Source organism: Telluria sp. ZT3P25 (assembly GCF_059685895.1).
Genome location: NZ_JCASIJ010000001.1, coordinates 883,684 through 910,120 on the forward strand (window position 1 = coordinate 883,684; position 26,437 = coordinate 910,120).

Below are 26,437 nucleotides of genomic sequence, written 5' to 3' on the forward strand. Positions count from 1 at the left end.
TTCACGCCATCGACATCCTACGACAACCATGATCACTTCCTCGCATGCCAGCCACACCCGCGCGTCCATCGCCAACAGCAACCTGGTCCAGCCCGGCCCGGTGACGTTCGATTTCACGAACGGCGTCATCGCGCAAGACATCATCGGGAACCCCGGCTCACCCATTGCCAGCCAGCAGATCGGCGACGCGGTGCTGACGCTCACCGCCGATGCCGGCTCTCTCGTGTATACCGATGAGACATCGTTCTCAGGCTACGACGTGGTCGGCCTGGATGGCTTGACCATCTCGGTCGACCTGGAAAACCCGAACGTGCTCGCGCCTGCCGTGGTCACGCTGGCGCTCGACGGTGGCCGGACATTCGATCTGACGGAGTTGTCGGTGCTGGACCTGAGCGCGTTCGGGTTGACGGTCAATATCCGCACGGATAAAACAGTGACGCCGGTGACCTTCAACATCCCTGCCGCGCAATTCGACGGCGGCACGCAGTTGCCCAGCGATGCGGTGCGCGTGATGCTGGCCAGCGAGCCGGCGATGCAAGGCATTGCATGGGCCGAGCTGTCCAATGCAGCAACCGGCGAGGTCATCCTGCTCCAGTTCGACAATATCGTCCTGTCCAACATTGAGTCCCTGTCCACCGCCCCGGTGTTCGTCGAGCCGCTTGCCGCCAGCGTGGACGTGGACCAGAATGGCAGCGCGCTCGACCTCGCCAGCCTGCTGCACGTGAACGATCCGGACGCTGCCGAAACGCTGACCTGGTCAGTCGTCAGTCAGGCCAGCCACGGCATCGCACAACTGACGGGCGCCACGGCCAGCGGCGGCAGCGCCGACATCACGCCGGGCGGCACCTTGCTATATACACCCACCAGCGGCTATGCCGGCAACGACAGCATCACGATCCAGGTCAGCGATGGGGCTGCGACGGCAACCCGGACCATCAACTTCAGCGTCATACCGCAGACGCCCGGCACGCCCGACCTGGATGCAGGCGCCGATACGGGTCTCGAGAGCGACGACGACGTTACCGCGGCCGCCAGCCTGACACTGTCCGGCACCAGTGCAACGGGCGATACGGCCAGCACGGTCACGGTGTTCATCGACGGCGATGACGACGGCACCTACGACGTCGGCGAGCGGTCTGCCACGGCGACGGTTGCCAACGGCACCTGGACCGTCAGCGACCTGTCGACGAGCGGCCTGGACGGCACCTACGCTGTGCGCGCCTTCGTCACGTCCGCCACCGGCGACCTCTCGAGCGCGCTTGGCAGCGCACTTGCCTTGACGATCGACCACACGGCGCCCACGACCAGCTTCAGCGATATCGGCATCGCGAACGACAGCGGCGCCAGCGACGCCGACTTCAACACGAACGTCGCCAGCCAGACGATCAGCGCGACCCTGAGCCAGCCGCTCGACGCCGGTGAGACGCTCCTGGGCTCGGTGGACAATGGCGCCACCTGGACCGACATCACGAACCGCGTCAGCGGCACCACACTCGACTGGACCAGCGCCACGCTGGTCGTGGGCGGGGCGATCGTGCTGCGCCTGGAAGACGAGCATGGCAATGCCGGTACACCGGCCACGCGCGCGTACACGCTCGACACCACCGCGCCCACGACCGGGATCACGCTGGCGGAACTGAGCGGCGACAGCAACGGCGACTTCATCGTGGCCAGCGCAAACCAGACCGTGTCAGGGACGCTCGACACGGCGCTGCAGGCCGGCGAGCAGGTCCAGGTGTCGGTCAATGGCACCGATTGGCTCGATGCCATTGCCTCAACCGGCTCGCCCAATTGGTCGCTCGCCGGCCTCGTGCTCGATGCGAGCGGCGCCCTGCAGGTGCGGGTGCTCGACCTGGCAGGCAATGCCGGGCCGGTCTACAGCAGCAACTACCTCGTCGACGCGGTGAGTCCGACCGCAGCGGTGCCGGCCGCCACTGTGCTGCAGTTGCCGGCCGGCGCCACCTTCGAGGTCGTGGTGACCTGGGGCGATACCGGCGGCGCGGGCCTCGACATCGACAGTTTCGGCACCGATAACATCAGCGTCACCACGCCCGCGAACGACCTTCTGGACGTCCAGTCGTACAGCGTCAACGGTAATGTCGTCACCTACACCGTCGCCGCGCCGGGCGGCGCCTGGGACATCCAGGATGCCGGGCGCTACACCGTCGGGATTGCGGCCGGTTCGGTGCTCGACCTGGCTGGCAACGGCGTGGCTGGCGTGACCAGCGCAGGCGTCATCGACGTCACCTTCAGCAATGCGCCCACGGTCGGCAACCTGCGCCTGTCGGCCGACAATGGCGTCAGCGATACTGACTTCAATACCAACGTTGCGTTGCAAACGATCGAGGCAACACTGTCGCGCGCGCTGGTGGCGGGCGAGAGCGTGTTCGGCTCGGTCGACAATGGCGCCACCTGGATCGACATCAGCGCCGGCGTCGTCGGCGCAAGCGTGACATGGGCCGATGTCGTCTTGCCGGCGTCCGGGACAATCATCATCCGCGCGCTCGACGCCGACAATCTTGCGGGCATCGACGCCAGCCAGGCCTACACGATCGACCTCGACGTGCCCACGACCACGCCGGCCACGGCGGTGCTGGCGATCGACTCGGGCGCCAGTGCGAACGACTTCATCACCAACGTCGCCGCGCAGGACATCAGCGGCACCCTGAGCACCGCGCTCACGGGCGACGAGTTCGTCGAAGTGTCGCTCGACGACGGTGAAAGCTGGCTCACGGCCGGCGGCAGTGGCAGTGCCTGGACGCTGGAAGGCGTCGTGCTGCCGGCGAGCGGCACGCTGCAGGTGCGCGTGGCCGACACGGCGGGCAACCATGGCCCGGCGTTGACGCAGGCTTACCTGGTCGACGGGGCGGCGCCGACCGCCGGCACGCCGGTCCGGGCCAGCCTGATCGATCCGGTCGGTACCAGCTTCACCTTCACCGTGACGTACGCCGATAGCGGCGCAGGCATCGATGCCGCCACGGCCGGCATCGACAATGTCAGCGTGACCGGGCCGGACGGCGTCCTGACCGTCATCAGCTACGTCGTCGATGGCAACGTCGTCACCTACACGGTACAGGCGCCGGGTGGCAACTGGGATCCGCTCGACGCCGGGACCTACACGATCGGGATCACCGGCACGCTGCGCGATATCGCCGGCAACGCGGTCGCGGCAAATGCCGCGGCCCATACGTTCACCGTGGGCCCGGACAACCCGCCCGAGCCGCCACCGGAAACGCCCACCACGACGGTCGATGGCGTGCCTGTCGTCACCAGCACCACGACCGATCCCGCGACGGGCCTGGTCAACACGGTGATCACGGTGCCGTTCGTCACAGCCACCCGCTCTGACGACCCGAACACACCGAACGCGAGCCTGGCCGACATTCCCCTGGCGGCATCGGCTGCCGGCGTGACATCGGTACTGACGGTCGGCCTGCCTGTCGGCACCGGGCTGCAGGCCGCCGGCCCGTCCAGCCTGCTCGACCGCGATCAGGCGCTGCGCGACCTGATCCTGCGCATCGAGCAAAAGACGGTGGCCGGCTCCGACGCGCAGGATGACATGAGCGGGGAAGGCGTCGCTTTCCTGCAGGCCTTGGCACAGAGTACCTTGCTGCACACGGCCACACTGACGCCTTCGCTGGCCCCCGGCAGCACTGCGCCGACGATCGCCATCACGGGCGATGCCTCGGGCGGCGCCGCGATTGGTCTGGTCATCGATACGACCCGTCTGCCCACGAATGCGACCATCGAGCTCAACGAAGTACAGTTCGCCGCGATCGTCGGTGCGGTCACCTTGCGCGGCGGAGCGGGCGAGAACATCGTGATCGGCGATGACGCCGTCCAGAACATGTATCTCGGCGCCGGCGACGACCAGCTGTTCGGCGGCGGCGGCAACGACATCATCGGCAGTGCCGGCGGCAATGACCTGCTCGATGGCGGCAGCGGTGCCGATCTGGTGGTGGGCGGCATCGGCAACGACAGCCTGCGCGGGGGCAGCGGCGACGATGTGCTGCAGGGCGGCAATAGCGTGCGCGGTGCCTGGCAATTCACGATCGAGGGCGACGGCGCGCTCGGCGCCGTCCATGCCGAAACGGTGTTCGCCGGGGGGCGGCCGGCCACGCTTACCCTCGCGCAGCTGGATGCCAGCGATGCCGACCTTGCGTTTCTTGCGGCCCCGCGCGACAGCCTGGTGGACATGGCGCTGCTGTATCAGGCAGCGTTTGACCGCGCACCCGACATCGACGGCCTGAACTTCTACCTGAACAATGGCAACAATGCCGCGTCCGTGGCGCGTGGCATCATCGCCTCGACCGAGTGGGCCGCGCGTGGCACGAATGCGCTGACCGATGATGCGTTCGTGTCGACGCTCTACAGCCAAGTGCTGGGTCGCTTGCCCGACGCGCAGGGGTTCGCATTCTGGAGCGGCCAGCTGGCGCAAGGGCTTCTCACGCGCGCTGACGTGCTGCTCGGCTTTGCTGCCAGCACCGAACACCGGGCGCTGCAGGGTCCTGACCTGGTCATTGCTGCCTCCAGCGTCAACGCTGAAAACGGCTGGCTCGCCGCCAGCGGTGATGATCGTCTGGATGGCGGCGCCGGCAATGACTTGCTGGTCGGTGGCGACGGCACCGATACCGTCGTCTACGCCGGCGCGCTGGCCGCCACGCGCTTCGTGCTCGGCGCGACAGCGGTGCGGGCGGTGGATGCGGCCACCGGCGACATCGACACGTTGCTCGGTATCGAGCAGGGCGCATTCAGCAATGGCACGGTCGATCTCCGGTTCACCCAGGTCGACGCGGGCACGCTCAGGTCTGTGGGGCTGCTGTACCAGACCGTGCTCGATCGTAGCGGCGATCTCGATGGCTTCAATGACTGGGCCACCAGTGGCCTGGACAAGTCCGACCTGGTGGCAGGCTTTGTCGGCTCGGACGAGTTCGCGGCGCGCTATGGTGCCTTGTCGGACACCCAGTTCGTGGCGGCGCTGTATGCCAACTCGGACCTGGATGCGGACGCAGTCGGCGGTAGCGCGGGGTGGGTCGCGCAACTGGCGACCGCTTCACGTGCTGAACTGATCGGCAGCTGGATCGGGCAGCAAGACGTGATCGATGCGCAGGTCAGTGGCGCTGGGCTGTGGCTGGTGTAAGCTAAATTCATGTGTTTCATGTTTCAATCCGGATTTCATGATGAAACATCCGGAATCTCGTACAGCCACTGGAAAGGGCGCTGATCGCATGTAAGTCCTTGAAATTGCGGTAAGGGACAGGTCGAGGCGCTCTGGCACGGTGCTTGCAATCCCTGGCCTGATCTCTTACCGCAATCACAAAGGACCAGCATGAGCACACTTTCCGCAGGCGCCGCCTTCCGTCAGGCGATCCTGGATGAATCCCCGCTGCAAGTCGTGGGCGCAATCAATGCCAACCACGCACTGCTGGCCAAGCGCGCCGGCTTCAAGGCCATCTACCTGTCCGGCGGCGGCGTTGCTGCCGGCTCGCTTGGTCTGCCTGACCTGGGCATCTCGAATCTCGACGACGTGCTGGTCGACGTGCGCCGCATCACCGATGTGTGCGACCTGCCGCTGCTGGTGGACGTCGACACCGGCTTTGGCGCCTCGGCCTTCAATGTCGCGCGCACCGTCCGTTCGCTTTCCAAGGCCGGCGCGGCGGCCTGCCACATCGAAGACCAGGTCGGCGCCAAGCGCTGCGGCCACCGGCCGGGCAAGGAAATCGTCAGCAAGGAAGAAATGGTCGACCGCATCCGCGCCGCTGCTGACGCGCGTCTGGATGACGACTTCGTGATCATGGCTCGCACCGATGCGCTGGCCGTCGAAGGCCTGGACGCAGCGATCGAACGCGCCGTGGCGTGTGTCGAAGCGGGCGCCGACATGATTTTTCCGGAAGCGATGACGACGCTCGACATGTACAAGCGCTTCGCCGACGCCGTCAAGGTGCCGGTGCTGGCCAATATCACCGAGTTCGGCGCGACGCCGCTGTTTACCGTCGACGAACTGGCTGGCGCTGGTGTTGGCCTGGTGCTGTATCCGCTGTCGGCGTTTCGCGCGATGAACAAGGCCGCCGAAAACGTGTATGCCGCGATCCGCCGCGACGGCACGCAGCAGCACGTGCTGGACACGATGCAGACGCGCGCCGAACTGTATGATCGCATCGATTACCACAGCTACGAGCAGAAGCTCGATGCGCTGTTTGCCCAGAACAAAGTCAAGTAAGGAGACCCTAGATGACTACGCAGAACATGGAAAACCCGACCTTCAAACCGAAGAAATCCGTCGCCCTGTCCGGTGTCGCCGCCGGCAATACCGCGCTGTGCTCGGTGGGCAAATCGGGCAACGACCTGCATTACCGCGGCTACGATATCCTCGACATCGCCACTACCAGCGAATTCGAGGAAATCGCCTACCTGCTGGTGCACGGCAAGCTGCCGAACGACGGCGAACTGCGCGGCTACAAGGCCAAACTGCGCTCGCTGCGCGGCCTGCCGCAGGCGCTGAAAAGCGCGCTCGAAGCGTTGCCGGCCAATGCCCATCCGATGGACGTGATGCGCACGGGCGTGTCGGTCCTGGGGTGCACGCTGCCCGAGAAGGACGATCACCACATCAACGGTGCGCGCGATATCGCCGACCGCCTGATGGCGTCGTTCGGCTCGATGCTGCTGTACTGGTACCACTTCAGCCACAGCGGCAAACGCATCGACGTGAATACCGACGACGATTCGATCGGCGGCCACTTCCTGCACCTGCTGCATGGCTTTGCGCCAAAAGAATCGTGGGTGCGCGCGATGCACACGTCGCTGATCCTGTACGCCGAACACGAATTCAATGCGTCGACCTTCACCGCCCGCGTGATCGCCGGTACCGGCTCGGACATCCACTCGGCCATCACGGGCGCGATCGGCGCGCTGCGCGGACCGAAGCACGGCGGCGCCAACGAAGTCGCGCACGACATCCAGAAGCGCTATGACAACCCGGACGAAGCCGAAGCCGATATCCGCAACCGCGTGGCCAACAAGGAAGTCGTGATCGGCTTCGGCCATCCGGTCTACACGATCTCGGACCCGCGCAACAAGGTCATCAAGGAAGTGGCGCGCACCTTGTCGGAAGAGGGCGGCTCGATGAAGATGTTCGACATCGCCGAGCGCCTCGAGACGGTGATGTGGGACGTGAAAAAGATGTTCCCGAACCTGGACTGGTTCTCGGCCGTGTCGTACCACATGATGGGCGTGCCGACGGCGATGTTCACGCCGCTGTTCGTCATCGCGCGCACGTCCGGCTGGGCGGCGCACGTCATCGAGCAGCGCATCGACAACAAGATCATCCGCCCAAGCGCCAACTACGTGGGGCCGGAAGATCTGCAGTTCGTGCCGCTGGCAGAGCGCAAGTAACGCCATGAATACCGATTACCGCACATCACTGCCGGGCACGGAGCTCGACTACTTCGACACCCGCGCCGCCGTCGACGCGATCGCGCCTGGCGCCTACGCCACGCTGCCCTACACGTCGCGCGTGCTGGCCGAAAATCTCGTGCGCCGCTGCGCGCCGGCGACCCTGCGCGATTCGCTGAAGCAGCTCATCGAGCGCAAGCGCGACCTCGATTTTCCGTGGTTTCCGGCGCGCGTGGTTTGCCACGACATCCTCGGCCAGACGGCGCTGGTCGACCTGGCGGGCCTGCGCGACGCCATCGCGCTGCAAGGGGGCGACCCCGCGCTGGTGAACCCGGTGGTGCCGACGCAGCTCGTGGTCGACCATTCGCTGGCCGTCGAATGCGGCGGGTTCGACCCGGATGCGTTCACCAAGAACCGCGCCATCGAAGATCGCCGCAACGAAGACCGCTTTCACTTTATCGACTGGACCAAGAAGGCCTTCAAGAACGTCGACGTGATCCCGCCCGGGAACGGCATCCTGCACCAGATCAATCTCGAGCGCATGTCGCCGGTGATTCAGGCGGAGCGCGGCGTGGCCTATCCGGACACGCTGGTCGGCACCGACTCGCACACGCCGATGGTCGACGCGCTTGGCGTGCTCGCCATCGGTGTCGGCGGGCTGGAAGCCGAGAGCGTGATGCTGGGCCGCGCCTCGTGGATGCGCCTGCCCGACATCGTCGGCGTCGAACTCACCGGCAAGCCGCAGCCGGGCATCACCGCGACCGACGTCGTGCTGGCGCTGACCGAGTTCCTGCGCAATGCCAAAGTCGTCTCGACCTATCTCGAATTTTATGGCGCTGGCGCCGCCGCGCTGACGCTGGGCGACCGCGCCACGATCGCGAACATGGCGCCCGAATTCGGCGCCACCGCGGCGATGTTCTACATCGACGAGCAAACCATCAAGTACCTGCGCCTGACGGGGCGCGACGACGCCACCGTGCATTTGGTCGAGACGTACGCGAAGCACGCCGGCCTGTGGGCCGACAGCCTGCAGACGGCTGAATACGAACGCACGCTGTCGTTCGATCTGTCAAGCGTGGTGCGCAATATCGCTGGCCCGTCCAATCCGCACAAGCGCGTGCCGACGTCAGAACTGGCTGCGCGCGGCATCTCGGGCGTGATCGAAAACACACCGGGCCAGATGCCCGATGGCGCCGTCATCATCGCCGCGATCACCAGTTGCACCAACACCAGCAACCCGCGCAATATGGTCACGGCGGGCCTGCTGGCGCGCAATGCCAACCGCGCCGGCCTTACACGCAAGCCGTGGGTGAAAAGTTCGCTGGCGCCCGGCTCGAAGGCCGTGGCGCTGTACCTCGACGAAGCGGGCCTGAGCCATGAGCTCGACCAATTGGGCTTTGGCGTCGTCGCCTTTGCCTGCACCACCTGCAACGGCATGAGCGGCGCGCTCGACCCGGCGATCCAGGACGAGATCATCAAGCGCGACCTGTACGCAACGGCGGTCCTGTCAGGCAACCGCAATTTCGATGGCCGCATCCATCCGTACGCGAAGCAGGCGTTCCTGGCCTCGCCGCCGCTGGTGGTGGCCTACGCGATTGCCGGCACGATCCGCTTCGACATCGAGAAGGACGTGCTGGGGCTGGACGCATCTGGCCGTGAAATTCGCCTGGCCGATCTGTGGCCATCCGAGGAAGAAATCGATGCCGTCGTCGCCGCGAGCGTCAAGCCGGAACAGTTCCGCAAGGTCTACACGCCGATGTTCGCGCGCGTGGCCGACGATGGCGCCGCCGTCAGCCCGCTGTACGACTGGCGGGCGCCGAGCACTTACATCCGCCGCCCACCATACTGGGAAGGCGCGCTGGCAGGCAGCCGGCCGCTCGCTGGAATGCGGCCACTGGCGGTATTGGGCGACAACATCACCACCGACCACCTGTCGCCGTCGAACGCGATCCTGCTCGATTCGGCCGCCGGCGAATACCTGGCCAAGATGGGCCTGCCCGAAGAAGACTTCAACTCGTACGCCACGCACCGGGGCGACCACCTGACGGCGCAACGCGCCACGTTCGCCAATCCGACGCTCAAGAACGAGATGGTCAAGGATAGCCACGGCAAGGTCATGGCCGGTTCGCTCGCACGCATCGAGCCACAGGGTGAAGTCACCCGCATGTGGGAAGCGATCGAGCATTACATGGCGCGCAAGCAGCCGTTGATCATCATTGCCGGCGCCGACTACGGCCAGGGCTCGTCGCGCGACTGGGCGGCCAAGGGCGTGCGCCTGGCGGGCGTCGAAGCGATTGCGGCCGAAGGCTTCGAGCGCATCCACCGCACCAATCTGGTGGGGATGGGCGTGCTGCCGCTGGAATTCAAGCCGGGCGAAAACCGCCTGACATTGGCCATCGACGGCACCGAAACGTTCGACGTGATCGGCGCGCGCACGCCGCGCGCCGAGCTCACGCTGGTCATCAACCGCGCGAGCGGCGAGCGGGTCGAGGTGGCCGTCACGTGCCGGCTCGATACGGCCGAAGAAGTGGCCATCTACGAGGCCGGCGGCGTGCTGCAGCGCTTTGCGCAGGATTTCCTTGAATCGACGGTGAAGGCGGCATGATGGGACCAACCACGTATTCTCCCCAGCGCCGGATCGCCGCCACCTATCTGCGTGGCGGCACCAGCAAGGGCGTGTTCTTCAAGCTGGACGATCTGCCCGATGATGCCCGCGTGGCCGGCGCCGCACGCGACGCGCTGCTGCTGCGCGTGATCGGCAGCCCCGACCCGTACGGCAAGCAGATCGACGGCATGGGCGGCGCCACGTCCAGCACCAGCAAGGCCGTCATCGTCGCGGCGTCCACGCGCGCGGAGCACGACGTCGACTACCTGTTCGGCCAGGTGGCGATCGACAAGCCGTTCGTCGACTGGAGCGGCAACTGCGGCAACCTGTCGGCCGCGGTGGGGCCGTTCGCCATTGCCGCCGGCCTGGTCGATCCGGCCCGTGTGCCGCACGACGGCGTGGCCGTGGTGCGCATCTGGCAAGCCAATATCGGCAAGACCATCCTCGCGCATGTGCCGATGGCCGCTGGCCAGGTGCAGGAAACCGGCGGCTTCGAGCTCGATGGCGTGACCTTCCCGGCGGCCGAGGTGCAACTCGAGTTCATCGACCCGGCGGCCGAAGAAGAGGGCGGTGGCGGCGCCATGTTCCCGACCGGGAATCTGGTCGATGAGCTCGACGTGCCTGGCGTGGGCGTGCTGCGCGCGACCCTGATCAATGCCGGCATCCCGACCATCTTCATCGAGGCCGGGGCGCTGGGCTACGACGGCACCGAGCTGCAGGACGCGATCAATGGCGACCCGCGCGCACTGGCCGTATTCGAGACGATCCGCGCCCACGGCGCGCTGCGCATGGGTCTCATCGCCAGCATCGACGAGGCAGGCAAACGCCAGCACACGCCGAAGGTCGCGTTCGTGGCCAAGGCCGCCGGGTATGTGTCGTCGAGCGGGCGGCAAGTGGCGGCGGGCGACATCGACCTGCTGGTACGGGCGCTGTCGATGGGCAAGCTGCACCACGCGATGATGGGCACCGCGGCGGTGGCGATCGGCACGGCCGCAGCCATTCCGGGCACGCTGGTGAACCTGGCGGCCGGTGGCGGCGAGCGCTCCGCGGTGCGTTTCGGCCATCCATCCGGCACGCTGCGGGTGGGCGCCGAAGCGGTGCTGGACGATGGCCAGTGGCGCGTGGCGAAGGCCAGCATGAGCCGCAGTGCACGCATCCTGATGGAAGGCTGGGTGCGGGTGCCGGGCTAGTGTCGTATTCTGGTCGCTCCGGATTGGAGTGCCTGGCTGTTCCGGGTTATGATTCACTTAACAGGTTGCTAAATGACAACTCCTGATCATCACTTCCCACAGCCTGACTACCTCGACGATGGATGGATTCTCGACCCCGCAAGTTCCCACGACGCCGGCCGCCGGTGTGCGCGGGGCGGATCTGGGCGGCCTGCGCCCCACGGTGCGCGAACAGCGCGCGATCTTTGAGCACGCACCGGTCGGCATCGCCGTCACACAGCCGGACCAGATCCGTTCATTCAACCCGCGCCTGGGCGAGATGTTCGGCTATGCGCAGCATGAAGTCGATACCATTTCGCTGCAGGACGTGTGCGTCTCGCCCGAGGCGTATCAGGCCCTGGCCACCGAAGCGTTCACCGTGCTGGGGCGGGGCGACATGTTCGAAAAGGGCGAGCAGCAGTTCCGGCGCCGCGATGGCTCGCCCTTCTGGGCGCGCCTGCGTGGCTGCTCAGTCGAACCGGGCAACCGCAGCGCGGGCACGATCTGGATCGTCGAGGATGTGACCGCGGCGCGCCAGGCGGCCAGTGAAATGCAGGCGATCATGACCAATGCCTCGATCGGCGTCATGTTTACCCGCAACCGCGTGATCCGGCGCGCCAATCCCGCCTTCTGCACGATGTTCGGCTACACCGAACAGGAGCCGCTCGGCGTGTCCACGCGCGTGCTGTACCCGGACGAAGACGCGTACCGCGCGCTGGGCGCCGATGCCTATCCTCAACTGGCAGAGGGCCGCCCGTTTCGCACCGAGCGCACGCTGGTGCGCAAGGATGGCGCGCGGGTCTGGGTCCTGATGATCGGCTATCAGGTCAATCCGCTCGACCCGGACAAGGGCACGATCTGGATGCTCGAAGACCGCACGCGTGAAAAGGGCGACGAGCAGTCGCTGCGTGAAGCGCTGATGGAAAACCGCGCCATCCTCGACAACGCAGTGCTGGGCATTGCCGTCGTCGAGAACGGCCGCACGCTGCACTGCAACCGCAAGATGGAAGAGCTGTTCGGCGCGCCGCCGGGCGGCATGGACGGCAATCCGGTGCGCGCGCTGTATGCCGACCAGACCAGCTGGATGGCCGCGCGTACGCTGTCCGCGACGCAGTTCTCGACTGGCCAGGCCCACATGGCCGAGCATGAACTGGTGCGGCGCGATGGCACGCGGTTCTGGGCGCGCCTGTCCGGGCGCCTGTTCGACGCGGCGCTCACGCGCGGGCGCAGCGTCTGGCTGGTGGACGACGTGACGGCCCAGCGCGAAGCGGCCGATGCGGTGCGGCGCGCGCGTGACGAGCTCGAAGTGCGCGTGGCCGAGCGCACGGCCGAACTGGCCGGCGCCAACGCGCTGCTGCAGGAAGAAATCAACGAGCGGCGCCAGGCCGAGGCGCGCGTGCACCACATGGCCTACCACGACAGCCTGACCGGGTTGCCCAACCGCGCGATGCTGTCCGACCGGCTCGATGCGGCGATGCGCAGCGTGGCCAGCGGCGACGAAGCGCACAAGGGCATGGGGCTGGCGCTGATGTTCCTCGACCTCGATCGCTTCAAGACGATCAACGATTCGCTCGGTCATGTGGTCGGCGACCAGCTGCTGCGCGAAGTCGCCCACCGGCTGGTGCGTTCGGTGCGTCCGGGCGACCTGGTGGCGCGCCTGGGTGGCGATGAATTCGTCGTACTGCTGCCCGGGGTCGAGGAGGGCGCTGCCGCCGCTGCGGTCGGCGACGCGATCATCGAGGCACTGGCCTCGCCGTGCGCGATCGAAGGCCGCAGCCTGCACATCTCGCCGTCGATTGGCATCTGCCTGTATCCGCAGGATGGCGGCGACGTCGATACGCTGATGCGCCACGCGGACGCGGCGATGTACCAGGCCAAGGCGGCGGGGCGCAACAATTACCAGTTCTTCACCGAGCGCATGAACCAGGCTGCGGCGCGTCACTTCGACCTCGAATCGAGCCTGCGCGGCGCGCTGGCGCGGGGTGAATTCGAGCTGCACTACCAGCCGATCATGTGCACCGCCACGCGCCGCGTGCACGGACTCGAGGTGCTGCTGCGCTGGCGGCGAGGCGGCGACGAACTGGTGGGTCCGGACGAATTCATTCCGATCCTCGAAGAGAGCGGCATGATCATGGCGGTGGGCGAGTGGGTGATCCGCACCGCGTGCGTGCAGAATCAGTTGTGGCGCAGCGAAGGGCTGGACGTGGTGCCGCTCGCGATCAACCTGTCGGCGCGCCAGTTCACGCACCACGGCCTGGTCGACGCGATCGGCGCCATCGTGCAGGAAACTGGCATCGACGCGCGCCTGGTGGAATTCGAGATCACCGAGACCGCGCTGATGCAGCACGGCGGCCAGACGCTCGAGACGCTGCACCGGATGAATGCCATGGGGGCACGCCTGTCGATCGACGACTTCGGGACCGGCTATTCGAGCCTGGCGTATCTGAAGCGTTTCCCGGTCCACAAGATCAAGATCGACCGCGCTTTTGTGCGCGAGCTCGAAGCCAGCGCCGAGGACCGCGCGATCGTGGCCGCCGTGATGGCGCTGGCCAACAGCCTGCAACTGTCGGTCGTGGCCGAAGGGGTGGAGACGGAAGGGCAGTATGCGCTGCTGCGTTCGTTCGGTTGCCAGTTCGCGCAGGGGTACCTGTTCGCGCGGCCGTTGCCGGCCGCGCAGATCGGCCGGCTGCTGGCCGGTTAATCGGTCAGCGTGGCAACCACTGGGGCGTGGTCGGACGGCTGCTCCCACTTGCGCGTTTCGCGGTCGATGTGGCAGGCAGTGCAGCGCTCGGCCAGCGCCTTGGACAGCAGGATGTGATCGATGCGCAGGCCGCGGTTGCGGCGAAACGCCATCTGGCGGTAATCCCACCAGCTGTACTGCTTTTCGGGCTGCTCGAACAGGCGGAATGCGTCCGACAGGCCCAGTGCCATCAGCGCCTGCAGCGCGTCGCGTTCAGGCAGTGAAAAGTGGATCCGGCCTTCCCATTCGGCCACATCGTGCACGTCGCGTGCATCGGGCGCGATATTGTAGTCACCGAGAATCGCGAACTGCCGATGCGCTGCCATCTCGGCCGCCACCCACGTCTGCAAGGCCGCCAGCCAGGCCAGCTTGTAGGCGTACTTGTCGGAGCCGACTTCCTGCCCGTTGGGCACGTACGCGCAGATGACGCGTACGCCACCGATCGTCGCGGCCAGCAGCCGCTGCTGCGGATCGTCGAAATGCGGATTGTTGCGCACCACATCGTCGATTGGCAGGCGGGACAGGATCGCCACGCCGTTGTAGGTCTTTTGACCCGAGAACGCGACCTGGTAGCCGGCGGCATTGAGCTCGGCGACGGGGAACTTGTCGTCGGTGAGCTTGGTCTCCTGAATACACAGTACATCGACGGGGTTAGTTTCGAGCCATTGCAACAGATGTGCAAGGCGGACCTTCAATGAATTTACATTCCAGGTGACAATTTTCATCAATTTCTCTACAGTTAACGTTGTGCGAGTTGCTTGTAACTCAAGATAATGCAGCCCATTTGCTTGCCAACCAGCTATTATTAACGAAATTACCGGATTGATTAAGCTGCATGCATGAAATAACGGTAGTGGAATCGAGGCTTGGTTGGTATAATTACAACAACTAATGACACTTTTGATTAATAACTTTCCTAAAAGTATTGCCTGATCGCCGCTTCAAGACTATAAGGAATTGAATCCGGACGTCGTCGCATGACGCGACAACATCACAGGTTGCTTTTTGTTAATAATAAAATTGTGTATGTGCAACTTTCATTGTACCATTGGTGCGTCATGATGCCGTATTGGTTGACAGCCGACACAGTTGTTTCCAGCCATCGACGTGCGCTAGTGGTACTATTGTGAAATATTGCGTTCGGGAGTTCATCATCCTGACGCAGATTTGAAAAGGACAGAAATGCGCAGTGCATTTGAAGCATGGGCCCAGCGTGAGGGCCACATCGTTCGCCGCCGCGAAGACAAGCCCGAGGAATACCTCGTTTTCGAAACCCAGCGCCGCTGGGTGATCTGGCAGGCCGCCCTGGCGCATGGCGCCAAGACTGCTGCCGAATCACCATCGAAGTTCGGCAAGGATGGCAGCCCCGTGCCGGCCATCGCGCCCGATGAAGCGGCAGTGCGCAACAGCGTGCTGAATGAAGTTCTGGACGCTTTCAGCGAGCTGGACGAGACCGCTGGTATGGAAGGCGTGCTCAAGGTCATCCAGGGCCTGAAGAAAAAACAGAAGGCCGAGGCCGAAAAGGTCTGAGCCTTTTCACCGCATGCGTTACCGCCACTACAAGGGCGGCATCTATGAGGTGGTGTGCGAGGCGCTGCTGGAATCCGATCACACCCCGGTCATCGTGTACCGGGATGCGGCTGGCGCCGTCTGGGTGCGTCCCCGCGACGCCTTCTTCGGCTCCGTAACCCAAGACGGTCTCGTCCAGCCGCGTTTCGCGCCGCTCGACTGATCCCACCTCAGTATTTGCGCGCTGCTGCCGTTAAAGAAGCATCTGCCTCTTGATGGTTGCCATGTCGCCTCTTTTCCGCCCGCTTGTCCTGTCCGCGCTTGCCCTGTTGGGCGGCTGCGCGACCATGTCCGATTCCCCCACGCAGCAGCTCGAAGTGCACGCCATACTCGATTACCGGGAAATTGGCGGGGTCGGTTGCATCCTGAGCAATGATGCCGGGCGCTGGTACGTGATCGCCCCGGGCCGCGTCACGGTCACGCGCAACAAGGGGCCGCTGTCGATCAGCTGCAAGAAGCAGGGCGTGGCCATCGCCGCCGAGCGGGTAGAAGCGCAGCTCAACACGGGCAACCTCGTCGGCAACCTGATCACGACCGCCGGCATCGGCCACTACGTCGATCGCTATTCCGGCGCTGGCTATGGCTACCCGGCCACGTTGACCGTGCTGATGCAGCCGGCAGAAAAGTCCGCCGCCGTAGCAGGCGCCGAGCCGGTGGCCACCAGAATGTTCTGACCTGCTTTAAAAAAAAGCCGGGGTCAGGTCTGACATTTGGACACGGTCTCGACAGTTGGTAGTCGGAGCTGGTTGGCACTGGCCCATACTGATGCTGTGCACGACACCATTGCGAGTGGTTAAGGCTGAGGTCGTGTCCGAATGTCAGACCTGACCCCAGCTGTGGGCACCGGTTCGAAACGAAAAAAAGCCCCGCATGCGGGGCTTTTTCACGATGCGTGAGGTGCTTACACGCGATTCATCAGGAACGTGGTCAACAGCGGCACCGGGCGGCCGGTGGCGCCCTTGGCGGCGCCCGACTTCCAGGCGGTGCCGGCGATGTCGAGGTGGGCCCACGTGTACTTGCGGGTGAAGTTCTCCAGGAAGCACGCGGCCGTGATCGACGCGGCGCCCGGGGTGCCAATATTGGCCAGGTCGGCGAAGTTCGACTTGAGCTGGTCGTTGTAGATCTCGCCCAGCGGGAAGCGCCAGGCGACGTCGCCAGCCTGCTTGCCGGCCGTGAGCAGCTCGTCGGCCAGTGCGTCGTGCGCGGCGTCGTCACGGGTGAACAGGCCGCTCGTGTGGTGACCCAGGGCCACGATGCAGGCGCCCGTCAGCGTGGCGATGTCGACCACGACGGCCGGGTTGAAGCGCTCGGCGTACGACAGCGCGTCGCACAGCACCAGGCGGCCTTCGGCGTCGGTGTTGAGGATTTCAATGGTGGTGCCGTTCATCGCGGTGACGATGTCACCCGGCTTGGCAGCGCGACCCGAGGGCATGTTTTCGCAGGCGACGACGATGCCGATCACGTTGAGCTTCAGGCCCATCTCGCCGATCGCGCGGAAGGTGCCCAGCACCGAACCGGCGCCGCACATATCGTATTTCATCTCGTCCATGCTCGGACCCGGCTTGATCGAGATACCACCCGAATCGAACGTGATGCCCTTGCCGACCAGGACGACCGGCGCATCGTTCGGCTTGCCGCCGTTGTGGCGCAGGACAATGAACTTCGGCGCTTCTTCGCTGCCGCGCGCCACTGCCAGGAAGCTGCCCATCTTGAGCGCTTCGAGCTGCTTGCGCTCCAGGACTTCGAGGCCGAAGCCGAAGTCGTCGGACAGTTTGCGCGCCGTTTGTGCCAGGTAGGTCGGGGTGCAGATGTTCGGCGACAGGTTACCCAGGTCGCGCGTGAGCTTCATGCCGTTGGCAATTGCGGCGGCCTGTGCCAGGGCGGCCTTGGCGGTACCGGCATTCGGCATGGCGATGACGACCTTGCGCACGCCCGCAAGCGCCGGCTCTTTCTTGCTTTTCTGCGCGTCGGTACGGTATTCGGCGTCGCTCGAGGCCAGCACCAGTGCCTGCAGCGCCCAGTTGGCATCGCGTTCTTTCACGCTCTCGAGCGGGAATGCGATAATGGCGTCCGTGGCACCCAGCGTGGCGAACAGTTTCAGGGCAGCAGTGGCGCCCGTGGTGAAGTTTTTCTGGGAGATGGTCTCATCGGCGCCCAGGCCCACGAGCAGCACGCGCGCCGCGGTCACGCCGGCAATGCCTCGCAGCAGCAGGGTCGAACCGGGCTTGCCGCTGATGTCTCCGGACTTGACCGCCGCGCTGATCTCGCCATTCAAGTCGAGTGCCTGTGCTGCAGCCGACAATTTTTTATTTTCGAACACCGCCACTGCGACACAGCCGGTCTTCGCCGCTGCCAGGGTGTTTTTTGTGTCGAATGCTTTTATGCTAAAGTCCATTTGGTTCTCCGATTCATTGTTCGCGGCGGACTGCCTAATCTGCAATTATAACGACTCTATTGAATGATCTTCCGACGTTCCCTGCAACGTGAGTTGGCAAGCGCCGCTGGCGCGACCTTCACGGTGCTGTTTTCCATTCTTGTTACCTGGACCCTGATCGCCATCCTTGGCCGGGCGGCCGGTGGCAAGGTCGCGTCCGGCGACGTGCTGGCGCTGATTGTCTTTCGCAGTGCCGAGCTGTTGCCGATCATTCTGATCCTCACGTGTTTCATCGCCGTTGTCGCGGCCGTCACGCGCAGTTATCGCGATTCCGAGATGGTGGTCTGGTTCGCCTCCGGCCAGTCGCTGCTGGCGTGGATCCGGCCCGTGCTCACGCTCGGCCTGCCGATGGTGTTTGTCGTGGCTGCGCTGTCGCTGGTCGTCACGCCATGGGCCAAGATGAAAAGCGCCGAATTCGTCGAGCGCTTTCAGAAGCGCGAAGACCTGCAGCGCGTGGCGCCGGGCCAGTTCCGCGAATCGAGCTCGAATGACCGTGTGTTCTTTGTCGAGCGCAGCGCCGAAGGCGCCACCGTCGTGCAGAACGTCTTCGTCAACAGCGTCAACGGCAATACGCATTCGGTGGTGGTGGCCAAGCAGGGCGTGATCGAATCGGACGGCAAGGGCGGCCAGTTCCTCGTCCTGAGCAACGGGCGCCGCTACGAAGGCATTCCGGGCCAGGCCAACTTCCAGACGATGGAGTTCGAGCGCTACAGCATGCGCGTGGCCACGCAGGCCCCGATGCTCGGCGCCGACATCCCGGTGGCGGCGTTGTCCACGCCCGCGCTGCTGCTGGCGCCCAACCGCTTTACGCAGGCCGAACTGCTGGCGCGCATCGCCGCGCCGATCACCTGCCTGATCCTGATGCTGCTGGCCATTCCGCTTGGCTTCGTCAACCCGCGCGCGGGATCGTCGGCCAACATGATCCTGGCGCTTTTGATCTTCTTCACCTATAACAACCTGGTGCGGCTGTCCGAAGCGAGCGTCAAGCAGGGCAAGGTTGCCTTTGTCATGGGCTGGTGGCCGCTGCATCTGTTCGCGCTGCTGTGCGTGGCGGGGCTGTTCGCCTGGCGCCTGAACGTGAACCACCCGTACCATCCGCTGGTCATGCTGGGTGCGTTCAAGCGCCGCCTGCGCAAGCCACAGCCTTTGCACAAGCGTGACGAGGCAGCCGTCGAATGAAAATCCTGCAGCGTTACTTCGCCATCAATATCTTCCAGGCGGTGGCATTCGTGCTGGCCGCGTTCCTGGCGCTCGTCGCCTTCATGGACCTGACCAGCATCCTGCCATCGGTCGGCAAGGACGACTTCGGCATGCAGCACGCGTTCCTGTACGTGCTGCTGCTGGTGCCGGGCAATGTGTACCAGGTGATGCCGGTGGCCGCACTGATCGGCACCATCTACACGATGGCGCAATTTGCCTCGAGCTCCGAGTTCACCATCATGCGCGCCTCGTCGATGTCGACCCGGCATGCGGCCTGGATGCTGTTCAAGATTGGCGCGATCTTCGTCGTGGTGACGTTTATTTTCGGGGAGCTGATCACCCCGCGCACGGCGCCGATTGCCGAGCGCATGCGCCTGACGGCCAAGGGCGGCTCGATCTCGGCCGAGTTCCGCTCGGGTATGTGGACCAAGGATAGCGTGCACGAAAACGGCGTGCGCGGCACCATCACCGGCTCGCGCTTTTTCAACGTGCGCCGCATTGCGCCCGATGGTCAGCTGGAAGACGTGCGACTCTACGAGTTCGACAACAATATGCGCATGCGTTCGCTCGTGACGGCGGCCCGCGGCACGTATGGGGGCAACAACACGTGGCGCCTGACGGATGTCACCGAGACGATGTTCAGCAACAGCCGCGAGTTGCCGGCGCCTGGTTCGGCCGTGCCGGCAGGGCAGACGATCCAGAGCACGTATGGCCAGGAAACCGCAGCGATCGCGACGCGCAAGCTTGCCACCTACACGCTGGCGTCCGAGATCACGCCGAAGATCCTGTCGGTGTCGCGCTCGGACCCCGAGCGCATGTCGGCGTCCGAGCTGGCCGTCTACACGCGCCACCTGGCCGAGAACAAGCAGGAGACCGAGCGCTTCAAGGTCGCGTTCTGGAAAAAGGTCATCGATCCGTTTTCGATTTTTGTCCTGATGGCGCTGGCGCTGCCGTTTGCCTACCTGCACACGCGCAGCGGCGGCGTGAGCCTCAAGATTTTCATCGGCATCATGATCGGCGTGAGCTTCCTGCTAATCAATTCCCTGTTCTCGCACCTCGGTGTGCTGACCATTCTGCCTGCGTTCTTCACAGCGCTGGCGCCCAGCCTGTTATTCCTGCTCATGGCGCTTGGTGCGCTGTGGTGGGTGGAGCGACACTAAGCATGACGACAAAGAAACGTGGCCTGATCCTGTTTGCCCATGGCGCGCGCGCCGCATCGTGGGCGGTGCCGTTCGAGCGCCTGCGCGACCAGACGCGCGAGCGTGTGTCCGGGGCGGTCGTGGAACTGGCATTCCTGGAACTGATGACGCCGAGCCTTCCCGATACCATCGACGCCATGCGCGCGCAGGGCATCGACGACATCACGGTGGTGCCGGTATTTTTGGGGAAGGGTGGGCACTTGCTGCGTGATTTGCCCGCGCTGTGCGATGAGGTGCGCGCGGCGCATCCGGCCTTGACGCTCAATGTCGCCGGCGCCATTGGAGAGGATCCGGGCGTGCAGCGGGCGATGACGGATTATTGCGTGAATTCGCTTGGCTGATTCAGAGCAGCTGAAGGCTGCGCGCGAACCTGCACGATCGGGTTGCGGCCCGCAGGGTCAGCACCTGCATGGGCTGGCACACGCAAGCCAGGCAAACCTGTATCGCCCAATGCGATCGTGAGGTTAGTTGACGGCCTTGACGGCATCCATGATCACCTTGGCCACTTCCTGCGGGTGCGAGATGTGAGCCATGTGGCTGGATGCAACCTCGGTGACTTTCGCGCCGGAGCGGGTGTACATCCACTTTTGCAAGGCCGGGGCGATCGTGCGGTCTTGCGTGGTGACGATGGCGTAGCTGGGTTTGGTGTGCCAAGCGGCGTCCCGGAGTTTCACGCCAAACGTCTCGACTGACATCGGCCTTGCCGAAGCCGACATAAAATCCGTTAACGCAACCGGCAAATCTGCGCCGAGACTGTCGTGGTAAGTGGCCGGGTCCGGCACAAAGTGAGTGCTATCGAGCATCTTCAGGCTCACCTTCACAGGGAACCGCTGCGACAATTCACCCAGCGTTTCTCCTGGCTCTGGCTGGAACGCCGCCACATACACCAGTGCTTTGACCGTATCCCCGGTTCCCGCTTCCGTGATGACCGCGCCGCCATAGCTGTGTCCAACCAGTACTGTCGAACCCTGTTGCTGCGAGAGGACGAGACGTGTGGCGGCGACATCGTCGGCCATGCTGGTATGCGGCAACTGCACTACGCTGACTGACAGTCCCTTCGCCTGCAACAGATCATGGACAGCATGCCATCCTGAACCGTCCATGGTAGCGCCATGTACCAGCACGACGTTGCGCGCCTCCGCCATCACACCGCCCGAGAGTGGCGCCAAAAGCATCCCGGCAATGGCCAGTTTGTTCATCATGTTTCATCCTTTTCGTGTGGTTGTCCGGCATGCATGCGTGCCGCCGGTCGGTATTGAAAAGAATATCCCAGCAGCATCTTATTGATAAGACGGTAGAATTAGCATGAGTTAATCAATGAGATTTATGAATGGACCGTGTCATTCTGCGCGACCTTGCCGTGTTCGAGGTCGTTGCACGTCATCAGAGCTTTACCAGTGCGGCCGCCGAACTGGGGGTGTCGCAGTCTGCACTCAGCTATACGGTAAGCCAGCTGGAGCAACGTCTCGGCCTGGCCTTATTGGCACGCACTACGCGCCAGGTTGCACCGACCGAAGCTGGACAGCGCCTGTTGGCAACCCTCATCCCCGCATTCGCTGATATCGACAACGAACTGCAGAGCCTGCAGGATTTGCGCACCGACGTCTCCGGTACGGTGCGCCTGACCATGTTGCCTGTGGCCTACGACACATTGATGCGGCCAATCCTTGCTGATTTTTTTGCAAAGCATCCGCACGTGTCAGTGGAAGTGTCCATCGATGAAGGTACCAGCGATATTGTTGCCAACGGTTTCGACGGCGGTATTCGTTTTGGCACGTTGGTTGAAAAAGACATGGTCGTCATGCCGCTGACGCATTCTTCGCCGGTCGTCATTGTCGGCGCGCCTGCCTATTTTGAACGCCACATGCCTGCGCCGCGCACGCCGGAGGAGCTCAAGGCCCATCACTGCATCAACTATCGCTACAACACCTCAACCCGGCTGTTTCGCTGGCTGTTGGAAAAGGATGGCGACAAGATGGAAGTCAAATCGAATGGTCCCCTGGTACTGAACGATGGCGCCGCGATTCGTTCTGCCGCGCTCGACGGCCTCGGCCTGGCCTATCTGTTTGGTTCGATGGTCCATGATGACATGCTCGCTGGCCGCTTGCAGCCGGTCTTGCAGGACTGGCTGCCGGACTTGCCCGGTTTTAGCCTCTATTACCCGAGCCGGCGCCGCACCGCGCCAGCCTTCCGCGCCCTTATCGAGCAGATGCGCCCGGCCACGTTGCTGTCGCGTGAGCGCGTCGACACTGATACGTCATCCGGTCCATCCGCCGATGCACGCCATGACACGCCGAATCAGGTATCCATCCGGTCGACGCCTTCAAAGTAACCCGAAGGTTTTGGCAGGCATTCTTAGTCCGGCTGGTGCTCGCGCCGCGCCAGCGCCTCACCCATCATGACCAGCACCGGCCCATGGCCAGGCTCCAGGCCACGCGCCAGGTCCGTCAGCGTCAGGCGCAGGATGCGTTGATCGATACGACTGCAATTTTCCACCACCACCACCGGCAGATCGGCACGCCGTCCCTCGGCCAGTAAGCGTTCCGCGGTGGCCGCGGCTTCACGCCCGCCCATGTACTGAACCAGCGTATCGGTTTCGGGCAGTGCTGGGTGATCCGGCTCATCGGGTGCGGTACTCGACGTGAAAAACGCCACGCTGCGCGCCACGCCGCGTTTGGTCAGCGGCTGTTTGGTGGCTGCCGCGGCAGCGACGGCGGTGGTAATCCCCGGCACCACTTCGACCTCGATCCCTTCGGCTTCGAGTGCCCGCAATTCTTCATCGGCGCGGCCGAACAGCATCGGGTCGCCGCCTTTGAGGCGCACGACCAGCGCATACTTGTGCGCACACTCGACGATCTGGCCGTTGATCACGGTCTGCGCCATCGAACGCTGGCCAGAGCGCTTGCCGACCGAGATTTTATCGGCCCGCTCGCACAGCGCCAGCATCTCGGGCGTGACCAGCGCGTCGTACAGCACCACGTCGGCGGCTGCCAGCAGGCGCGCGCCGCGCACCGTGATCAGGTCGGCCGCGCCGGGGCCTGCTCCCACCAGATAGACTTTGCCCAGTGCCGCCATACCGCCCCTTCGTTGTTATGCGTCGATGCGGATCATACCTGCGGCCACGGTCTGGTGGGTGACTTCGTCGATCAGGATGAACGCGCCGGTTGCCCGGATCGCGTCGTAGGCATCGGCCGCCAGCGGCTGCTGGACGGTCAGTTGCACGCGCGCGATGTCGTTGAGCTTGAGGCCCTCGGCCGGATGGCGCTCTTGTGTGTTCACGTCCAGCAGAGTGTCGATGCGCGCAAACTTGGCCGCCGTCTGGCGCGTGCCGTGCTTGAGCCAATACTTGCGGCGCAGGTCGAGCGGCTCATCGGCCATCCAGCACACGTCAGCCGTGACTTGCTTGAGCAGGGTCGCTGGCTGCGTGCTACCGGCCAGCATGTCGCCGCGGGAGACGTCCACGTATTCGTTCAGCACCAGCGTCACCGACTGGCCGGCCGTCGCCGACTGCAGCGAGCCGTCGAACGTGACGATCTCTTTCACCGTCGCGCTCTGGCCGGACGGCTGCACGACCAGCGTATCGCCCACGTTGACGACGCCCGATTCGATGCGGCCCATATAGCCACGGAAGTCCTTGGCCGCATGGCCGTTGTGGCGCGCCACCAGCTGCACCGGGAAGCGGAAGGGCGCGCTGTGCGCTTCGTCGTAGACCGACAGTGATTCGAGCAGGTCGATCAGCGTCGGGCCGCTGTACCACGGCGTGTTCGTCGATTTGTCGACGACGTTGTCGCCGGTGAGCGCCGACAGCGGGATGGCCGTGATGTCCTTCAGGCCGAGCGACGTCGCAAACTTCTGGTACTCGGCGACGATGCGGTCATAGATCGCCTGGTCGTACCCGATCAGGTCCATCTTGTTGACCGCCACCACCACGTGCTCGATCTGCAGCAGTTTGGCGATGGTCGAATGCCGTTTGGTCTGCGTGAGCAGGTCGACGCCGCCATCTTCGCGCAGCGTGACCTTAGACACGTCGATCAGGATGATGACGGCGTCGGCGGTCGATGCGCCCGTGACCATATTGCGCGTGTACTGCTCGTGGCCCGGCGTGTCGGCGATGATGAACTTGCGCTTGGGCGTGGCGAAGTAGCGGTAGGCCACGTCGATCGTGATGCCCTGTTCGCGCTCGGCCTCAAGGCCGTCGGTCAGCAGCGACAGGTCGATGGTGTCGCCGACGGTGCGCTTGTGCTTGGCGCGCGAGACGGCGGCCAGCTGGTCGGCGAAGATGCCCTTGCTGTCAAACAGCAGGCGGCCGATCAGCGTGCTCTTGCCATCGTCGACCGAGCCGGCCGTGATGAAGCGCAGCAGTGAGCGGTTGGCTTTGGTGTCGCCGTTGGCGTTGAGATCAGTCATGGCGTTCATCAGAAGTATCCTGCTTTCTTGCGTTTTTCCATCGAGGCTTCGGAGGTCTGGTCATCCATGCGCGTGGCGCCCCGTTCGGTGATGTCGGTAATCGCCGTCTCGGCAATGATGTCGGCCAGCGAATCGGCGCTGGAAGCCACCGGGCAGGTGCACGAGATATCGCCCACGGTCCGGAAGCGCACGGTGCGGTTCTCGACCGTCTCACCCTCGCGCGCCGGGGTCAGGGGCGTCAGCGGCACCAGGAGGCCATTGCGCTCGATGACGTCGCGCTGGTGCGCGAAATAGATCGACGGCAGCGCCAGTTGTTCGCGGGCGATGTATTGCCACACATCGAGCTCGGTCCAGTTCGAGATCGGGAACACGCGCATGTTTTCGCCCGGATGGACGCGGGTGTTATACAGATCCCACAGTTCGGGGCGCTGGGCTTTCGGGTCCCACTGGCCGAATTCGTCGCGGAACGAAAAGATGCGTTCCTTGGCGCGGGCTTTTTCTTCGTCGCGGCGCGCGCCACCGATGCAGGCGTCGAAGCCGTGTTCGGCGATCGTTTCCAGCAGCGTGACGGCCTGGGCCGCATTGCGCGAATCGGTGGCCGGATTGCGCAGGCGCACCGTGCCGCGGCGGATCGATTCCTCGACGCTGCCGACGATCAGGCGCTCGCCCAGTTCAGCGGCGCGGGCGTCGCGGAAGGCGATCACTTCATCGAAATTGTGGCCGGTGTCGATGTGCACGAGCGGGAATGGGAAGCTACCCGGGCGGAAGGCTTTCTCGGCCAGGCGCAGCAGGACGACCGAGTCCTTGCCGCCCGAGAACAGCAGAGCGGGGTTGCTGCATTCGGCGGCCACTTCGCGCAGGATGTGGATCGCTTCGGACTCCAGCGCGTCCAGGTGGGCGGCGTTTACTTCGTTAAAAATATGTTCGGTAACAGATGTCATGGCGGTGCCTGTTGTTGTTGTGGCTTAGGCAGCCACGGATTTGATGCGGATAAGTTTGCCGTCCACGACGTGCAGCCCGCATTCCTTCGATTCCGGGTTTTCCCACCACCAGCGGCCGGCGCGCACATCTTCGCCAGGCTGGACAGCGCGGGTGCACGGTTCGCAGCCGATCGACGGAAAGCCCCGATCGTGCAGCGCGTTGTACGGCACATTGTTCGAGCGCAGATAGTCCCAGACGTTCTCTTCGCTCCAGTCCGTCAACGGATTGAACTTCTGCATGGCGTGGCCCAGATCGCCTTCCTGCACCGCCAGTTCGGCGCGCGTGGCCGATTGCGCGCGGCGCTGGCCCGTGATCCAGGCGCGCTTGCCGGCCAGCGCACGGCCAAGCGGCTCGACCTTGCGGATGCGGCAGCATTCCTTGCGCATGTCCACGCTCTCGTAGAACGCGTTCAGCCCGTTTTGCGTGACGTAGCGCTCGACCGCCAGCGCGTCGGGGCGGAACAGGGCGATATCGTAGTCGTAGTTTTCCTTGACGCGATCGATCATCGCCAGCGTCTCGGCATGCAGACGGCCCGTCTCGAGCGAGAAGATCGCAATCGGCAGTTCTGCCTTCAGGATCAGGTCGGTCAGCACCATGTCTTCCGCAGCCAGGCTCGATGCGAACACGGCCGGCGTGAAATCGCGGGCAATACGTTCCAGGATCGCGCTGGTCTCGGCCACGCGACGATGCAGATCGCTCATG

The 26,437-nt window shown here is 64.4% G+C and carries 20 protein-coding genes; 13 read left to right on the top strand and 7 right to left on the bottom strand.

The window, feature by feature from the left end:
- Window positions 1–28: 28 nt before the first annotated feature.
- From AC56LY_RS03920 to AC56LY_RS03945, 6 genes are all read left to right on the top strand, one after another.
- Window positions 29–5,140, top strand: a complete 5,112-nt coding sequence (locus tag AC56LY_RS03920; RefSeq protein ID WP_499576757.1) for a beta strand repeat-containing protein — start codon at window positions 29–31, stop codon at window positions 5,138–5,140.
- Between the two features lie 189 nt (window positions 5,141–5,329).
- Window positions 5,330–6,220: a methylisocitrate lyase gene (gene prpB, locus AC56LY_RS03925; RefSeq protein ID WP_499576758.1), complete on the top strand. Its 891-nt coding sequence runs from the start codon at window positions 5,330–5,332 to the stop codon at window positions 6,218–6,220.
- A 26-nt stretch (window positions 6,221–6,246) separates the two neighbouring features.
- Window positions 6,247–7,392, top strand: a complete 1,146-nt coding sequence (gene prpC, locus AC56LY_RS03930) for a bifunctional 2-methylcitrate synthase/citrate synthase (protein WP_499581946.1) — start codon at window positions 6,247–6,249, stop codon at window positions 7,390–7,392.
- 4 nt (window positions 7,393–7,396) lie between these two features.
- On the top strand, window positions 7,397–9,997 hold the full coding sequence (gene acnD, locus AC56LY_RS03935) for a Fe/S-dependent 2-methylisocitrate dehydratase AcnD (RefSeq protein WP_499576759.1): 2,601 nt from the start codon (window positions 7,397–7,399) through the stop codon (window positions 9,995–9,997).
- The gene (gene prpF, locus AC56LY_RS03940) at window positions 9,994–11,187 is read left to right on the top strand and encodes a 2-methylaconitate cis-trans isomerase PrpF (RefSeq protein WP_499576761.1); all 1,194 of its coding nucleotides are present in this window, start codon (window positions 9,994–9,996) and stop codon (window positions 11,185–11,187) included. Before acnD ends, prpF begins: the two co-directional genes overlap by 4 nt.
- Before the next feature lie 118 nt (window positions 11,188–11,305).
- Window positions 11,306–13,906, top strand: coding sequence for a bifunctional diguanylate cyclase/phosphodiesterase (locus AC56LY_RS03945; RefSeq protein ID WP_499576762.1), 2,601 nt, complete (start codon window positions 11,306–11,308; stop codon window positions 13,904–13,906).
- On the opposite strand, the gene xth is transcribed toward AC56LY_RS03945, so the two are convergent.
- The gene (xth, locus tag AC56LY_RS03950; protein ID WP_499576764.1) at window positions 13,903–14,670 is read right to left on the bottom strand and encodes an exodeoxyribonuclease III; all 768 of its coding nucleotides are present in this window, start codon (window positions 14,668–14,670) and stop codon (window positions 13,903–13,905) included. The genes AC56LY_RS03945 and xth overlap by 4 nt on opposite strands.
- Before the next feature lie 457 nt (window positions 14,671–15,127).
- Here xth and AC56LY_RS03955 point away from each other — a divergent pair, with 457 nt between their 5' ends.
- From AC56LY_RS03955 to AC56LY_RS03965, 3 genes are all read left to right on the top strand, one after another.
- Window positions 15,128–15,475, top strand: coding sequence for a phiTE_015 family protein (locus tag AC56LY_RS03955; RefSeq protein WP_499573523.1), 348 nt, complete (start codon window positions 15,128–15,130; stop codon window positions 15,473–15,475).
- Between the two features lie 13 nt (window positions 15,476–15,488).
- Entirely contained in the window at window positions 15,489–15,677 is a 189-nt protein-coding gene (locus AC56LY_RS03960) for a DUF1653 domain-containing protein (RefSeq protein WP_499576765.1), read from the top strand.
- 124 nt (window positions 15,678–15,801) lie between these two features.
- Window positions 15,802–16,188: a hypothetical protein gene (locus tag AC56LY_RS03965; protein WP_499576766.1), complete on the top strand. Its 387-nt coding sequence runs from the start codon at window positions 15,802–15,804 to the stop codon at window positions 16,186–16,188.
- 227 nt (window positions 16,189–16,415) lie between these two features.
- On the opposite strand, the gene AC56LY_RS03970 is transcribed toward AC56LY_RS03965, so the two are convergent.
- Entirely contained in the window at window positions 16,416–17,909 is a 1,494-nt protein-coding gene (locus tag AC56LY_RS03970) for a leucyl aminopeptidase (RefSeq protein ID WP_499576768.1), read from the bottom strand.
- 63 nt (window positions 17,910–17,972) lie between these two features.
- Here AC56LY_RS03970 and lptF point away from each other — a divergent pair, with 63 nt between their 5' ends.
- Genes lptF through AC56LY_RS03985 form a run of 3 tightly spaced genes read left to right on the top strand, consistent with a single transcriptional unit; the run spans window position 17,973 to window position 20,688 of the window.
- The gene (lptF, locus tag AC56LY_RS03975; protein ID WP_499576769.1) at window positions 17,973–19,127 is read left to right on the top strand and encodes an LPS export ABC transporter permease LptF; all 1,155 of its coding nucleotides are present in this window, start codon (window positions 17,973–17,975) and stop codon (window positions 19,125–19,127) included.
- Window positions 19,124–20,308 (top strand): LPS export ABC transporter permease LptG, encoded by a 1,185-nt coding sequence (lptG, locus tag AC56LY_RS03980; protein WP_499576770.1) that lies wholly within the window; start codon window positions 19,124–19,126, stop codon window positions 20,306–20,308. Before lptF ends, lptG begins: the two co-directional genes overlap by 4 nt.
- A 2-nt stretch (window positions 20,309–20,310) precedes the next feature.
- Window positions 20,311–20,688 (top strand): sirohydrochlorin chelatase, encoded by a 378-nt coding sequence (locus AC56LY_RS03985; protein WP_499576771.1) that lies wholly within the window; start codon window positions 20,311–20,313, stop codon window positions 20,686–20,688.
- A gap of 123 nt (window positions 20,689–20,811) precedes the next feature.
- Here the strand turns inward: AC56LY_RS03985 and AC56LY_RS03990 are convergent, their stop codons facing one another.
- Window positions 20,812–21,549 carry an alpha/beta hydrolase gene (locus AC56LY_RS03990; protein WP_499576772.1) on the bottom strand — a complete coding sequence of 246 codons (738 nt, stop codon included), beginning with the start codon at window positions 21,547–21,549 and terminating at the stop codon, window positions 20,812–20,814.
- 128 nt (window positions 21,550–21,677) lie between these two features.
- On the opposite strand from AC56LY_RS03990, the gene AC56LY_RS03995 reads away from it, so the two are divergent.
- Window positions 21,678–22,679: a LysR family transcriptional regulator gene (locus tag AC56LY_RS03995; RefSeq protein WP_499576773.1), complete on the top strand. Its 1,002-nt coding sequence runs from the start codon at window positions 21,678–21,680 to the stop codon at window positions 22,677–22,679.
- 23 nt (window positions 22,680–22,702) lie between these two features.
- Here AC56LY_RS03995 and cobA read toward each other — a convergent pair whose 3' ends face one another.
- Genes cobA through AC56LY_RS04015 form a run of 4 tightly spaced genes read right to left on the bottom strand, consistent with a single transcriptional unit; the run spans window position 22,703 to window position 26,436 of the window.
- A complete protein-coding gene (cobA, locus tag AC56LY_RS04000; protein WP_499576774.1) occupies window positions 22,703–23,422 on the bottom strand; it encodes a uroporphyrinogen-III C-methyltransferase in 720 nt (239 codons plus the stop codon).
- A 15-nt stretch (window positions 23,423–23,437) separates the two neighbouring features.
- On the bottom strand, window positions 23,438–24,763 hold the full coding sequence (locus AC56LY_RS04005; RefSeq protein WP_499576775.1) for a sulfate adenylyltransferase subunit 1: 1,326 nt from the start codon (window positions 24,761–24,763) through the stop codon (window positions 23,438–23,440).
- A complete protein-coding gene (cysD, locus tag AC56LY_RS04010; RefSeq protein ID WP_499576776.1) occupies window positions 24,763–25,695 on the bottom strand; it encodes a sulfate adenylyltransferase subunit CysD in 933 nt (310 codons plus the stop codon). Before cysD ends, AC56LY_RS04005 begins: the two co-directional genes overlap by 1 nt.
- A 24-nt stretch (window positions 25,696–25,719) precedes the next feature.
- Window positions 25,720–26,436: a phosphoadenylyl-sulfate reductase gene (locus AC56LY_RS04015; RefSeq protein ID WP_499576777.1), complete on the bottom strand. Its 717-nt coding sequence runs from the start codon at window positions 26,434–26,436 to the stop codon at window positions 25,720–25,722.
- Between the last annotated feature and the right edge of the window lies 1 nt (window position 26,437).